Annotated in this window: 8 protein-coding genes; 7 read left to right on the forward strand and 1 reads right to left on the reverse strand. The window is 32.4% G+C overall.

Translation table 11 applies throughout. From position 1 onward, the window contains the following. The first annotated feature begins 45 nt into the window (after window positions 1-45). From FHR24_RS01720 to FHR24_RS01750, 7 genes are all read left to right on the forward strand, one after another. Entirely contained in the window at window positions 46-3,414 is a 3,369-nt protein-coding gene (locus FHR24_RS01720) for a TonB-dependent receptor (protein ID WP_167182980.1), read from the forward strand. A 15-nt stretch (window positions 3,415-3,429) separates the two neighbouring features. After that, on the forward strand, window positions 3,430-4,929 hold the full coding sequence (locus FHR24_RS01725) for a RagB/SusD family nutrient uptake outer membrane protein (protein WP_167182983.1): 1,500 nt from the start codon (window positions 3,430-3,432) through the stop codon (window positions 4,927-4,929). Between the two features lie 182 nt (window positions 4,930-5,111). Further along, on the forward strand, window positions 5,112-6,188 hold the full coding sequence (locus tag FHR24_RS01730) for a FecR family protein (RefSeq protein ID WP_167182986.1): 1,077 nt from the start codon (window positions 5,112-5,114) through the stop codon (window positions 6,186-6,188). Between the two features lie 131 nt (window positions 6,189-6,319). After that, window positions 6,320-9,673, forward strand: a complete 3,354-nt coding sequence (locus FHR24_RS01735) for a TonB-dependent receptor (protein WP_167182989.1) — start codon at window positions 6,320-6,322, stop codon at window positions 9,671-9,673. A gap of 11 nt (window positions 9,674-9,684) precedes the next feature. Beyond that, window positions 9,685-11,169, forward strand: a complete 1,485-nt coding sequence (locus FHR24_RS01740) for a RagB/SusD family nutrient uptake outer membrane protein (protein ID WP_167182992.1) — start codon at window positions 9,685-9,687, stop codon at window positions 11,167-11,169. Between the two features lie 252 nt (window positions 11,170-11,421). Next, the gene (locus tag FHR24_RS01745; RefSeq protein WP_167182995.1) at window positions 11,422-14,568 is read left to right on the forward strand and encodes a TonB-dependent receptor; all 3,147 of its coding nucleotides are present in this window, start codon (window positions 11,422-11,424) and stop codon (window positions 14,566-14,568) included. 29 nt (window positions 14,569-14,597) lie between these two features. Beyond that, the gene (locus tag FHR24_RS01750; protein ID WP_167182998.1) at window positions 14,598-15,641 is read left to right on the forward strand and encodes an alkaline phosphatase D family protein; all 1,044 of its coding nucleotides are present in this window, start codon (window positions 14,598-14,600) and stop codon (window positions 15,639-15,641) included. An 86-nt stretch (window positions 15,642-15,727) separates the two neighbouring features. Here FHR24_RS01750 and FHR24_RS01755 read toward each other — a convergent pair whose 3' ends face one another. Then, complete coding sequence (locus FHR24_RS01755) at window positions 15,728-16,342, reverse strand: Crp/Fnr family transcriptional regulator (protein WP_167183001.1); 615 nt, start codon at window positions 16,340-16,342, stop codon at window positions 15,728-15,730. Window positions 16,343-16,430 lie beyond the last annotated feature (88 nt).

Genomic DNA, 16,430 nt, shown 5'->3' on the forward strand with positions numbered 1-16,430 from the left:
AAAAAAGATTTAAGTCCGATTAATAAACAAAAATCATTCAAAATTATGAAAAAAAAATACAATTTAAGAGGGCATTGTCATGCCTTTTTAAAATTCGATTTGAAAATGAAATTCTCCCTTCTTTTTTTATTAATAACCATATTTCAAATACAAGCAAAAACAAGTTACTCTCAAGGTAAAAAAATTACTATTGAAGAAAAATCAGCAACTATTTTACAAGTAATAAAAAAAATAGAAAAGACAACTGATTACAACTTTTTTTATAGTAAAGAAGAGATTGATATGGCTAGTAAAGTAACCATATTCGCTTATGATGAAGCTATTGAAAAGGTTTTAAGTAAAGTTTTTTTAAATACGGAGATCAATTTTAAAGTTTTAGAAAAACAAATTGTTCTGACAAAAAAGAAATTGATAAAAAACGTCTTAGCCCAAGAAATAAGTATAAAAGGAAATGTAACTGATGAGTTTGGAATGCCTGTACCAGGAGCCAATGTAGTTGTAAAAGGTACAACTAAAGGGACTATTACAGATTTTGATGGGAACTTTCAGTTAACCATAAGCGATACTAATGCAATATTGGTTTTTTCTTATGTAGGTTATAAAGACAAAGAAGTAGCTGTAAATAATCAAACAGTTGTAAATGTTGTCTTACAACAAGATGTTAGTGAGCTAGAGTCTGTGGTATTGGTAGGATACGGAAAAGAAAGTAGAAATGAGGTAACAGGAGCCGTAATGAGTATAAAATCGGATGATGTTGTAACACAAGGAACAAATACAATTACAAGATCTTTACAGGGTAAAGTAGCTGGTGTGCAAGTAGAGTCTGCTGGAGGAAATCCTGGGTCTGGGATGAGAATTTTAATTAGAGGAACGGGTTCTTTAGGTAATAATGATCCATTGTACATTGTAGATGGAGTACAGGTTTCAGATATTAATAATATTGCTCCTACAGACATTGCTTCTATGAATATTTTGAAAGATGCATCTGCAGCAGCAATTTATGGGTCTAGAGCAGCAAATGGAGTCGTTATAATTACAACAAAATCAGGAAAAAAAGGAGAAACTAAAATTAATCTAACGGCTTATACAGGGGTTCAAAAAGTAACTAAAAAATTAGATGTTTTAAATGCTGAACAGTGGGCTAATGTTAACAACTTAGCGCACACAAACGCTGGCTTAGCTACACTAAATTTAGCACAAAATCCTAATAGTTTAGGAAAAGGTACAGATTGGCAGAATGAAATTTATAGAATAGCACCAACTCAAAATTATAGTTTAAATATAAGTGGAGGAGGTGAAAACTACAATTATAGTTTGTCAGGAAGTTATTTAACACAAAAAGGAATTGTAATTAATACAGATTACAATAGAGCAAATTTAAGGTTTAAATCAGAAGTCACAAAAGGAAGGTTTAAGATTGGAGAAACTGTTATAATTTCTAATGGAAAAACTACAGGTGTTTTAGATGGTTGGGGACAAGGACAAGGTGGTAATTCAGCAGGATCTGCCGCCAAAATGATTCCAGTATTTAATGTACATGATACAAATGCAATTGGTGGTTTTGCAGGTGCAGAAGGTCCTGTTGTTACGGTCATAAATCCTGTAGCACAATCAAGCTTGATAAAACCAGAAGAAACTGAAAAAAGAACAGTAATTAATGCATATTTAGAAGCCTCAATAATAAAAGGATTAACCTATAAGTTTAATGTAGGTTATACAAATGAGAATACTTACAATTACTACTATGTACCACCCTATGAAATAGGTACGTTCTTTACCAATTTAGATGCAGATTTAAAAGAGACAAGAAATGAAACAAACACTGCATTGTTAGAACATACACTAGCGTACGAAACTAAAGTAGGAAAAAGTAGCATAAAAGGTTTATTAGGGTACACATATCAAAATACAAAGTTTAGAGGTTTGTTTGGGTCAAAAAGCGGTATGCCAGAAGGAGTAAAGGTGTTAGATGCAGGAACAACTAATATCCAATCAGGAAGTAATGCGAATGAAAATGTATTAATCTCTTATTTTGGAAGATTAATGTATGCTTATGATAATAGATATGTGGTAACGGGTATTTTACGTAGAGATGGTTCTTCAAGATTTGGAAAAAGTAATAGATATGGATATTTTCCATCTTTATCAGGAGCGTGGAATATTTCTAACGAAGACTTTTTTAATAAAAAAGGTGCTTTAAATAGTGCTAAATTTAGAGTGAGTTATGGTGTCTTAGGAAGTCAAAATTTTGCGAATTACACATATAGTCCTGTAATTAACTTAAATGCAAATTATGTAATGGGGCAAAATCAACAATTGTGGCCTGGAGCAATTCAAACAGCATTTGCCTCTCCAGATATTAAATGGGAAGTATCTAAAACATTAAACTTTGGTACAGATGTTGGCTTCTTTGATAACAAATTAAAAGTAATTGCAGATTATTTTATAAAAAAGAACTCAGATATTATTCTAAGAGTTCCAATTCCGTTATCAACAGGAGCTAGTGGGAGCAGCCCTTATGTGAATGCGGGTAACATTACAAATAAAGGGGTAGAAATATCAGCTTCATTTGCCAATACCGTAAATGATTTCAGTTATGAATTTAATGGATCTATTACAGCTATTAAAAATAGGGTAGATAATTTAGGTACAGGAACACAGCAAATATTTGGAGGAACAGCAACTATACATGATGCTCAAACAACCATTACGCAAGCAGGAGGTCCTGTAGGTGCTTTTCACCTAATTAAAGAAGAGGGGCTGTTTCAAACGCAACAAGAAATAGATAACTATACCAAAGATGGGAATTTAATTCAGCCAAATGCAAAACCAGGAGATATTAAATTTCAAGATTATAATAACGATGGTAAAATAGACCAAAACGATAGACAGTATTTAGGAAGTCCAACTCCTGATTTTTCTTTTGGTTTTGGTGGGAATTTTGCTTGGAAAGGTTTTGATATGAAATTATATTTTCAAGGAACTCATGGAAATAAAATTTACAATGGTTTAAGACAAGATTTAGAGGGAATGGATGCTGAATATAATTATGCAACATCTACTTTAAATGCATGGACTCCTACCAATACAAATACAAGTATGCCAAGGGCAGTCATAAATGATCCTAACAGAAATGACCAAACATCTAGCAGGTTTTTAGAAGATGGTTCTTATCTAAGATTTAAAACATTTCAATTAGGATATAGCTTTTCCGATTCTGTTTTAAAAAATTTAGGATTGAATAATTTAAGATTGTACGTAAGTGCCGATAATATTTTTACAATAACTAAATACAAAGGCTTTAATCCAGATTTAGGAGGTACAGGTTCTGTATTGGATAGAGGAGTAGATTTTGGATCGTTAGCTTATCCATTATCAAGTACTTTTTTAACAGGAGTTCAATTGTCATTTTAATTAAAAACCAAATAGATGAAAAATTATATATATATAGTAGCGTTTGTCATGTTATTAGGGGCATGTACAGATGAATTAGAGCAGATAAATCCAAATGTAATTACACAAGATAATTTTTGGGAAACAGAGGATGACGTTTTATTAGGGCTAGCAGCTACCTACAAAACTTTTAAAAGTAAAAACACAGGTCTTTATAATAATAATGGAATGCCTATAATGAATGGACGTGGAGATGATTTTTACATCCGTAATGATGTAGCAGATTTTTATAAGTTATCTACGTTTGTTAATGCTTCAACAAATGCTAAGGTAACTAATACTTTTGAAGGGTTTTATATGGGGGTTTTTAGGGCGAACCAAATTATAGAGAATATACCTAATATTGAAGGGCTTGATGATTTAGAAAAAAAAACTTATATAGCAGAGGCTAAGTTTTTACGAGCCTTAAATTATTTTTATTTGGTTATTAACTTTGGAGATGTGGCCATTGTTACTAATTTGCCAACGTCTAAAGATGATTATTTTAAAAAACAAAGTCCAGAGGCCGAAGTTTGGATTCAAATAGAAAATGATTTTAAAGATGCCAAAGAAGGGTTACCTGTTTCTTATTCTTCGGATTGGTTAGGTAGGGCTACTAAAGGTGCTGCTATAGGTTTTTTAGGGAAAACATATTTATTTCAAGAAAAATGGGAAGAAGCAGAAAATGAATTTTCAATATTAATAGATGCAAATGGAAATTCAAAAGCTCCATACGCTTATGATTTATTAGCAGATTATGAACAGAATTTTGAAAAAGAATATGATAACAATATGGAATCATTATTCGAAATTCAATTTCAGAATGTAGGAGGTACAAATATTGGTCAGAACGAGAATGCAAATGAATCTCAAGGTAGTGTTTCAGGACAATTTTTTGCTCCTGCAGAAGTAGGAGGGTGGTTTGAAGGTTTTCCTACCAATAAAATGTTTGATGAATTTCAATTGGAAAAAACGGTTACAAATGATTTTGATCCACGAATGTATGCATCTATAATGTGGGATTATCCTGGAGCAGTTTTTTATAATAAACCATTTTCAGAATTTACTTTGCAATTTGGTTATAGTTCTATGATAAAAAAATATCAAAATTGGCAGGACAGTAATGAAGGAATTAAAATTTCTGAAATTAATGAAAAAGCTCTACGTTTTTCTGATATCTTGTTAATGCAGGCAGAAGCAGTAACTATGCAGAATAAAGAAAATGAAGCTTATCCTTATGTGACCAGAGTTAGGGATAGAGCCAATTTAGCACCTTTAGCTGTTGGAAAAACAAAAACAGAAATGATGGAAGAAATTAGACATCAAAGAATGATTGAGTTTTTTAGAGAAGGACAGCGTTTTTACGATTTAAAAAGATGGGGGCTTTTAGAGCAGGAAATTCTAGACAGTGATAAAGTGGGTAAAGAGTTTTATAACAGCTCTAAAGAGTATTTTCCTATTCCTCAAAATGAAATTAACACCAATCTTAATTGGTAGAATAGAGTAGTAGTTTAGTTAGTTTTTACCCGTTTAGTAATTGTAATTACTAAACGGGTTTTTCATTATTATAAAAAAAAAGTTATTTTTTTTGTCTATATCACAATAGGTTTGTGCTTTTGGTATATATAAGTCATGTTTTGTGTTGTTTTAAATAACATGATATTATTCAAAATATAGATATGAAAGAGTCAAACAAATATAAAGAACAGCTAATTTCTGAAATAGAAAAGCAGTTGTTAAAGAAAAGGATTTTTACTTCAATTAGAAGATTAAAAATTAAAAAACAAGTGTATCGTTGGGGCATAGCTGCTTCTGTAGCAGTGTTAATAGGAACGGGTTTCTATTTGCAAAATAAAGTGGCAACCGATAATAGCACTCAAAAATTGGCAATACTTTCTAATGCCGAAAATATTCTACCAACAGACAAAACAACCTTAATTCTAGAAAAAGGAAAAGATCTTATAATTGATGGTGATAGTAGTTCTATAGCTTATTCTAATACAGGAGAAGAGGTAAGTATTGCCAATCAAAGAACGGTTGTTCAAGAAAAAACTAAGACAACAAATAAAGAAAAATTAAACACACTTGTAGTTCCTTACGGAAAAAGAACAGAGTTGCTACTTTCTGATGGTAGTAAGGTGTGGTTAAACTCAGGGTCTAAACTAATTTATCCTGTACAATTTAACGATGCAAAAAGAGAGGTTTACTTAATCGGAGAAGCTGTTTTTGATGTAAGTCATGATGCCAATCGTCCGTTTAAAGTATTGTCTAAAAATCAGGAAATAGAAGTTTTAGGAACCGTGTTTAACGTAAGCAGTTACCCAGATGATAACATAAACTTTGTGGTGCTTAAAGAAGGAAGTGTAAAAGTATCTCATGAAAATACAGACAAAGGTTTTTTTGCTCCTAAAAAGAAAAGCATGATTATAAAACCAGGTACTATGAGTAAAATACATGTACAAACAGGTAAAGTAATTGCTAAAGAGGTAAATGTGCAACAATATTTTGCATGGAAAGAAGGACTGTTAATTCTTAAAAAGAACAGACTACACTATATCATAAAAAAACTAGCAAGATATTATAACATCAAAATAGAGTTAGAAGATAAGTTAATTGGTCAAGAAACTTTTTCGGGAGCTTTAAACTTATCAGATAGTTTAGAAGAGGTTTTAGATATTTTAAATAAAAGTATCAATACGCATTATAAAGTTACAGATACCAATACCATAAAATTAATGTTTAACCCAAAAAAATAAAAAATGAAATAAAACGAACTAAAAGTACTAACCAAAAAAAGAATCCAGAAGATGCGGGAACATCCTCTGGAAGTTGAATAGCATATCGTTTATACAACGATAGTATTACTAATTAATTGAAAATTAAAATTATGAATAAAATCTTTTATCGACTAGATAAACAGCATGAAAGTATGTTTACTAGTGTCGAATGGAAAATTATGAGAGTATTTATATTATTTATTGTAATTGGCTTAGGGTCTGTGTATGCAAACATTCCTTACTCTCAAGAAAAAATTGACTTAGATGTTAAAAACATTTCGCTAGAAAATCTTTTTAAAGAAATTCAGGGCAAGAGTAAATATGTCTTTTTCTACAAAGATGAAATTATAGATGAGAATGTTAAAATTACTCTACAGTTAAAAAATGCTGAGTTGCAAGAGGTTTTAAATCAGTCTTTTAAAAAAACAAACCTAGACTATGTAGTTGCCGATAGACAGGTAATTGTAAAAGAAAAAGAAATTGTAAAAGTAAAACTAGATCAACAACAAGTAGCCATTAAAGGTACCGTAACCGATGAGTTTGGAATGCCAATCCCTGGAGCCAATGTTGTGGTTAAAGGAACCACCAAAGGAACCATTACCGATTTTGATGGAAATTATCAGTTAAATATTAGTGATAAGAATGCAATATTGGTTTTTTCTTACGTAGGTTATAAAGACAAAGAAGTAGCTGTAGATAACCAAACCGTAGTAAATGTTGTTTTACAGCAAGATGTAAGCGAGCTAGATGCTGTGGTAATGGTAGGTTATGGATCTGTAAAAAAATCGGATGTTACGGGTGCGGTTGCCTCTGTTTCAACTGAAGAAATTAGTAAAACACAAAACACTTCTATTGCACAAGCTATACAAGGTAGAGCAGCAGGGGTTACAGTTTCTAAAACCTCAGGAGCACCAGGAGCTAATCCAACAGTTAGAATTAGAGGAGTAGGAACGGTAAACAATGCAGATCCTTTGTATGTGGTAGATGGAATTCCGATCAATGATATTTCTAGTATTAATATGGAGGATGCAAAATCTATAGAGGTTTTAAAAGATGCATCTGCTACTGCTATTTACGGATCTAGAGGTGCAAATGGAGTGGTTTTAATAACAACCAAAACAGGTAAAAAAGGAGCACCTACCATTAGTTATAGAACCTATGTAGGAGTTCAGAACAGAATAGACAATTTGGATGTGTTAAACGCAGAACAATGGGCTACAATGTATAATGAAGGTTTGGCCAATGATGGAAGTCCTTTAGATCCTGACTTGCTAAATCCATCATCTTTAACTTCTCAGAATTGGAAAGATTTAGCTTATAGAACAGGAATTCAGCAAAACCATCAGCTGTCATTTTCTGGAGGTACAGATAAATCTAGTTACTACGTTTCTTTTGGATATATAGATCAAAAAGGAGTTGTAAAAGAATCTTCTTATGAGAGAACTAATTTTAGAGTGAATAATACCTATCAAATAAAACCTAAGGTTAAAATAGGTCATAATATTCAATATGCCAATGCAAAAAAAGAATCCGTACAAGAGTTTGGAAACTCAACAAGTAGGGCAGCCTTTTTAGGGTATTTAAATGATCCTGTATCTCCTATATACAATGCAGATGGTTCTTATGCAGCCTCTCAATACAACTCCATTGTAGGAAACCCTTTAGCTTTAATTGAGTATGGAACAACTCCAACAACAAACGAAAGCTTTTTAGGAAACCTATTTTTAGAGGCGGATATTGTAAAAGGATTAACGTTTAAGTCTAACTTAGGTTTACAGATAAATAATACCAAAGTAGACAGGTTTGTGCCTGCTTATTTTGTTTCTGGAGTTGCAAATGCCCCTTTAAGTACGTATACTTTAAACAGGAATGAGAATAGAGTTTTTATCTTATCAAATACATTAAACTACAATACTACCATTGCAAAAAAACACAATGTTAATGTCTTGTTAGGACAAGAAATTCAAGAGTTGAACTCTAACAATGTAAACACAAGTCGTAACGGAATTCCAGAAAGTGTTGCCAATCCTACGTTAGAAGCAGGAGATGTGTCTACAGCTGCTGCAACAGGAACCATTTCAGAATCTAAGTTATTATCATTCTTCGGAAGATTTAATTACAACTACGATGATCGTTATTTAATAACGGGTACTTACAGAATGGATGGATCTTCTCGTTTTGGAGCTAATAACCGATGGGCACAGTTCCCTTCTTTAGCATTAGGGTGGAATATTCATAAAGAAGATTTTTATGACATTGATTTTATGAATCAATTAAAATTTCGTGCAGGTTGGGGAGAAACAGGAAATCAAAACATTCCAAATACAGCCATCTACAATACATTAAATATCGGAACAAATTATGTGTACGGATCGGATCAAGCTACTTCTTTAGGAGTTGCTCCTTTAACTCCAGGAAATGCTGATTTAAAATGGGAAACTACCATTACTAAAAACATAGGTTTAGATTTTGCTTTTTTGAATAACTCAATCACATTTACAGCAGATTATTTTATAAAGAATACTACAGATATGTTAATGCCTACTCCTATTTTAATTTCATCAGGATATATTAATAGTCCTTATACAAATGCGGGTGATATTGAAAATAAGGGATTAGAGTTTACTGCAAATTACAAGAAAATAATCAATGATTTTTCTTTTAACGTAGGAGGAAACATCTCTTTTATTAAAAACAAGGTAGTAAAATTAGCTACAGACGGAAGTATTATTCAAACAGGAACGGCTCAAAGTGGGTTGAACAATTTAAGTAGAACCGAGGCAGGACATTCGTTAGCTTCTTTTTATGGATATGAAATGATTGGTTTGTTCCAAAATCAAGATGAAATAGATAATTATGCAAGTTTGCCTAATGTTCAACCAGGAGATGTTAAGTATAGAGATGTAAATAATGATGGTGTAATTGATGATGATGACAGAAAGTATATAGGTTCTCCGTTACCAAAATTTACGTACGGAATTAATTTAGACATGAATTACAAACAATTTGATTTTACAGCCTTTTTTCAGGGAAGCTATGGAAACAAAATATTTAATGCGAGTGATTATGATTTAAAAGGAGATTTATCTACAAACTTAAACACAAGTATGCTAAATAGATGGACGGGAGAGGGAACATCAAACTCCATTCCTAGAGCTACATTTACCAATTTATCAAGCAACTCTATTGTATCAAGTAGATTTGTACAAGACGGTTCTTATTTACGATTAAAAAATGTTCAATTAGGATATTCTTTACCTAAATCTTTTTTAAAGAAAACGTCTATTACCAAGTTACGTATGTATGCTTCAGCTCAAAACTTAATCACCTTTACAGATTATGATGGTTTAGATCCCGAAGTAGGTGTAGATGGATCAACGGGTAGTCCTTTAGATATCGGGATTGATAGAGGTAGATATCCTTCTGTGAGAACACTTTCTTTAGGATTTGATATTAACTTTTAAAAATGACGAAGATGAAAAAAATAGATATTAGAAATAAAAGGAGTTTATCTTGTTTAGTAATTGTTTTATTACTGACGGTTACATCATGTAGTGATGATTACTTAGATGTAGATGCTTATGGTAAACCTGTAACAGAAAATTTTTACAAGACTCCAGAAGATATGGATCAAGCGTTAGGAGCTGCTTATTATCCAATGAGTGAACAGTATACATCGTATCAACAAGTTTGGTCTTCAGATTTGTTTATGGGAGATATAGGAACAGATGACCATTTAAAAGGAGGCCTTAAGTTAGGAGATGTTCCTTTTTTATTACAAAAGCAACAATTTAACCTAACTCCCTCTAATCCTTATTTAGAAGCTAGATGGAGAATACAGTTTAATGGAATTTTATATGCCAATTTAATTTTAGATAAAATAGATGCGGTTGAGTTTGACGATGCTGAAAGAAAAAAAGAACTTAAAGCAGAGGCTTATTTCTTACGAGCTTACTATTATTTTTATTTGGTGAATTTTTATGGAGGAGTTCCGTTGTACGACACAGCTTTATCATTTGATGAAGTGAACCTTGCAAGAGCAACTGAAGAAGAAACGTATGCTTTTATAGAAGAAGATCTTAAAAAAGCAATACAAGATTTACCTTCTAGATTTGATAAAGGAAGTGAGTATTTAGGGCATGCAGATAAAGGAGCAGCCTTAGGTTTAATGATGCGTGTTTCTTTGTACCAAAACAAAATGGATCAGGTAAAAACTTATGGAGAACAATTGTTTATGATCCCTTATGATTTGGTTGATTTAACGTCAATTTTTCAGCCAGAAGGTGAGTGGAATACTGAATCTATTTTTGAGATTAATTATTCTTCTAACACAAGTAAATTAGGAACTAGTGTGCCTAAGCAAATGATGCCAAGAACTCCAGAGGATAAAGGATTTGGTTTTTCACAAATTAAGGAGGACTTAATTAATGCTTATGAGACAGGAGATCCTAGATTAGATGCTTACTATTATTCAATTTCAGACTCTAGTATATATGGTACAGGTTGGTACAACAGAAAATATTCTTGGGCTCCTTTTAGCAACTATCAAAAGCCAACGGTAGGAGGGCTTTTAAATAGTGAGGAAAATGTTCGTGTAATAAGATTGGCTGATGCTTATTTAATGTATGCAGAGGCTATTTATACCACAAACCCAACAACGGCTATAGAGTATGTAAATAGAGTTAGAACACGAGCTAGAGAAAATGGAGGAGCAGGAAATTTAATCCCAGCAGATTTACCATTAACCTTAACAGGAGATACTTTGCGTGATGCTATTTACAAAGAAAGACGTTTAGAATTAGCGGGAGAAGGTTTAAGGTTTTACGATTTGTTAAGAACAGGAAGAGCAAGCACTGTGTTAAGTGGTTTAGGATTTCAGTCTGGCAAAAATGAGGTAATGCCTATACCTTATTCACAAATCCAATTGTCTAAAGGTGTGTTAACACAAAATAATTATTAGAAAATAGTAGTAGTTTTTATAGTTTAGTTAGTTTCTTAAGCTCAATCAAATTTAAAAATTTGGTTGGGCTTAAGTGTTTTTATAGAGTCGTTTACGTGGGTTTTTTGCCTTTTTAACAAGCGCTCGTTTCAGGTTTTTAATGTTATAAAAACCTAAATAGAACGTTAAGTTTGGCAAGGTGTTAAATATTAACATCCGGTTTGTTTAGATGATAAATAGTTTTGTCGCATCAAAACAAACAAACACATTAAAATGAAAACTTTTAAAATTATTACGGTCTTAGTTGCAGTACTCTTTGGAACTGTAAAGACGTATTCACAATCGACCAATGCATCGATCAAAGGTAAATTTACCGATGCTACTGGGGATCCTTTAATGGGAGTTACCGTTCTTATAGAAAACACTTCTACAGGTTTTAAAACCGCAACGAGCTCTAACATGGAGGGGGATTTTATTTTACAACAGTTGCCATTAGGAGGTCCTTATGTTTTTAATGCTTCTTATATTGGTTTTACCAGTGTAACTCGTAACGATTTGGAATTAAATCAAAATGATGAGATTACCTTAAAAATTAAGATGGAAGAAAACATCAACAATTTAGAAGCGGTAGTTTTAAAAAGTGATGGAATTTCTAAACGTATCAAACAATTAGGAGCTTCTACAAAAATTAGCAGTCAGCAAATTAAAAACCTACCTGCAGAAGGAAGAAACTTTACAAGATTAACTAGCTTGTCTCCATTACAAGGAGGAGGTTCCTTAAACTTAGGAGGTCAAAGAAGTACGTCTACCAACGTAACTATAGATGGTGCCAATGCAAGAAATACCTTAACTGCGGGAGAGGTAGGTAGAGGACCCTTTACCATTTCTCAAGAAGCCATTAGAGAATTTGAAGTTTCTACCAACGATTATACAGTAACTCAAGGTCGTCAGAGTGGAGGTTCTTTAAACGCAGTAACCAAATCGGGTACTAACGAGTTTCATGGGAGTGCATTTTCTTATTACAGAGCAGATGCTTTACAGAGTAAGTACAACATTAGAGGACAAGATAGAACAGCAGATTTTTATACTTTACAAACAGGTGTAAGCTTAGGAGGTCCTATTATTAAAGATAAATTGCACTTTTTTGCAACGTACGAAAGACAAGATGCTGGTAGTCCTGTAACAATTGCAGACATTCAGTCTGAAGATGATGAAAATAATTATGGAATTACTCAAGAAAACTTAGATAGATTTTTAGACATTGCTAGAACGCAATATGGAGTGAGTAACGAGCAACAAGTAGGTCAGTTTGATAGAGAAACGACAGCAAACAACTTATTTGTAAGGTTAGATTGGCAAATTAATGACAAGCACACTTTAACGCTTAGAAACTTGTTTAACAAGTACAGTAGTCCTATGAATACTAGTGACAATTCTGATTTTGAAATAGCAGAAACTTGGTCTGATTTTGAATCACATGAAAACAGTACTTTGTTGTCTTTGCGTTCTAAATTTTCAAAAGATGTAACTAACGAATTTAAATTGCAATATCAACATGCAGAACGTGGATATTTACCAAGTTCTCAGTTACCAAGTGCTAACATTCCACGTGCTATTGTAGATGTAACATCAGACTTGCCAAACGGAAACACAAGATCTAGAACTGTTCAATTAGGAGGACAACGTTATTCCCCAGAAACTAACTTAGAGAAACAAGTTCACATTGCCAATACCACTTACTTAAATAAAGATAAAGTAAACTTTACGTTTGGAACAGATAACACAATTACTTATTTAGAAACTTTATTGTCTAACGAGCAAAACGGTCGTTTCTTTTTTGATTCTTTAGATGATTTTGAAAACGGTGTCGCAAGTCGTTATGCTAGAGAAGTACCTTTAAACGGTGTTGCTCCAGTGGTAGAACAGACTGTGTATGATTTGTCTTTGTTTGCAGAAGCAGATTTTAACATTCATAAAGATGTAAACGTAATTGCAGGTTTGCGTTGGGATGCAACTATTTTTTCAGAAGCAGGAGAATTTAATCCCGTGGTATATGAAGAGTTAGGTATTAGAACAGACAACCAACCAACGGATTTTAACAACATTCAGCCAAGGTTACAGTTTACTTGGAATGTTAACGGAAATGACAAAGATATTTTAAAGCTTGGAGGAGGAGTTTTTTCTTCACAACCCCATTATTATGCACAAGTAAACAACATTCAAAATAGCGGAATGTTGTTAGGAGCTATTGATGTATCAGGAGCAAATGTACCAACACCAGATTTTGAAGCTTATAGACAAAATCCATCAACAGTACCAGGAGTACCAGCAGGTGAAACTCCATTTTCTACGATTAATGCAGTGAGTGATGATTTTGAAGTGCCAACTACTTACAAAGCCAACTTAAACTATACACACTTTTTTGACAACGGTATGTTTTTAGGAGTAAATGCTTTGTTAAGCCACACTACAAACAATTATACATATCAAGAAGCCAACTTAAAGGAGCAACCTGAATTTACAACTCCAGAAGGAAGAGATGTTTTTGTACCCGCAAATACCATCGGTGCAAACGGAAGTATAGACTGGAAAAACTCTAGAAAGTCGGATAAGGTAGGTAGAGCTTTGTTATTAACATCTGATGGGATTTTAGATCAAACAGCTTTAATTATTAATGGAGGAGCAGAAATAGGAAAAGATGGATATGTAAATGCAAGTGTAACTTTTAACAAAACCAAAGACAATTCTTCTTATAACTGTTGTGTAGCCAATACATCTACTTTTTTACCTGTAAAGGGAGATCCTAGAGATTTAAATTACGGATATTCTGACAATCATTTTGATACCAAAGTAATTGTTAACGGAGCAACGCCAACTTGGCAAGGGTTTAAATTAGGAGTTACAGCTATTGGTACAGGAGGATCTAGATATTCTTTTAAGGTAGATAACACAACAAGTGTGAATGGAGATTACAACTTAAGTAATGATATTGCTTATATCTATGATCCTAAAGACCCAAATACTCCAGCAGAAATTGTAGAAGCTTACAATCAAATTTTAAATGATCCTGAAACACCAAAAGAATACAAAGAGTATTTAAAGAATAGCTACGGAGGATTTGCAGAAAGAAACGGAGGTAAAAATCCATTCTATTTTACGGTAGATGTACGTTTGACCAAAGATATTAAATTGTACAAAAAACACAACTTACAATTGTCTGCAGACGTATTTAACTTTGCGAATTTGTTAAATAAAGATTGGGGAGTAAGTCACAATTATGGTAATAGAGAATTGATGAAAGTAAATGGATTTAACCAAGCAACAAACTCTTACTCTTATGATGTGCAAACTGGGGCTGGTACAGAGCCAATAGGAGGTACACCTTGGAGATTACAAATTGGAGCTAAGTACTCTTTCTAATTTATTAAATCATTAAAAAAACAAATAAAATGAAAAAAAATATACTTGTATTACTGTTTGCAGTTTCTATTGTATCCTGTAAAAGCACAAATAATTCAAAGAACAGTTCATCAGAGAATTCAATAGAACGTCCAGAAACTACAACTAGTGATTTTACATTAACGTTTGGATCGTGTAATAAATCTAATAAAACCAATGTTTTGTGGGATGATGTAGTCAGCTTAAATCCGGATGTATGGATTTGGGGAGGAGACAATATTTATGGAGATTCTGAGGACATGAACAAAATAAAATCTGATTACGAATTGCAACACCAACAAAATGGATATGCAGAAGTAGTAAAAAGCACCAAGGTGATTGGTACTTGGGACGATCATGATTTTGGGAAAAATGATGCGGGTGTAGAATTTCCTAAAAAGAAAGAAAGCCAACAATTGATGTTAGACTTTTTTGGAGTAGCTAAAAATTCTCCTAGAAGAACACAAGAAGGGGTGTATTATTCAGAAATTTTTAAAACAAACAAAGGAAGTATCAATGTAATTTTATTAGATACTCGTTATTTTAGAACGGGAATCTCAAAGGCTGAAATTAACGGTTCTCAAGAAGGAAGAACTTTATTAGGAGTTGAACAATGGGAATGGTTACAAAATGAGTTACACAATTCTAACGCAGATTTTAATGTAATTGTAAGTAGTATTCAGACTATTGCCAAAGATCATCCTTATGAAAAATGGGCAAACTTTCCGAATGATAGAGAAAAGTTGTTAAACATGATTGCAACATCAAAAGCAAACAATGTAATCTTGTTATCTGGAGATCGTCATATTTCTGAGTTCTCTAAGTTGGAGCGTGAAGGAATTGCTTATCCATTAATTGATTTTACTTCTAGTGGATTGACTCATGCAAGTTTTAACTTTAAAGGAGAGCCTAATACGTTAAGAGAAGGAGAAGTGGTACACACACTTAGTTTTGGTGTTTTAGAATTTGACTTTGATCATAAAAAAGTAACCATGCAAATGCGTGGAGATCATAACGAGGTTCAACAAGAAATTGTGCAAGTATATCCGTTATAAAAATTATATAAAATAAGTTTTAGATTTTTTCAAGTTTTTTAAATTAAAAGGGCATTTCAATTACTGAAATGCCCTTTTTTAATTAATTACAATTTTTCAAGAGCGTTGGCAATCGATTGTCTTGTGGTTCCTATTAAATCTCCTAGGTCTTTTTGAGTTAACAAATCAAACAAAGTATATTCATCTCCCACGTAATCGTGAACTTTGTCATCAAAATAAGTTTTAAGATAACGTAGTTTCTCTAAGGTTCCTTTTTCGTTAGACATTTTTACTTTTTTCTCTGCATTACACCAACGCTTTACTAAATAACGGATAAACCAATCGGTAAGTATCGGGTCCTCAACAATGGCTTTTTTGATAAAATCTATGTCATATACTCTAATTTTACAATCTATAATGGTTTTAGAGTATTCGTAAAATTGTTTGTTTTGTAGGTATTCAAAATTCCCAAAAAAATCTTTGTCACCAATTACTTCATAAATAAAAGGTTTTCCGTCTTGGCTATAAGTTCCAAGTTTTACAGCACCTCTTACAATTTCGTATATTTTTCTAGATCTATAAATGGCTTTGTATACATGGTTACCTTTTAAAATGATAGTTTCGGTAACATAAGTATCTATATCTGGATAGTTTTCTTTTAAATGTTCGTAAACATTAAAGTTGGCAAACTTTTTAATAGTGGCAGAATGTAAATTGATCATGTTTTTTTGTGTAAATAGGAAGCACAATTTATTTGTTTTATATTACCTGTAGCTTAGTTTAATATTAAAGCTATAATATGTTTTGTGT

This window comes from Wenyingzhuangia heitensis, assembly GCF_011762155.1.
Classification (GTDB): domain Bacteria; phylum Bacteroidota; class Bacteroidia; order Flavobacteriales; family Flavobacteriaceae; genus Wenyingzhuangia; species Wenyingzhuangia heitensis.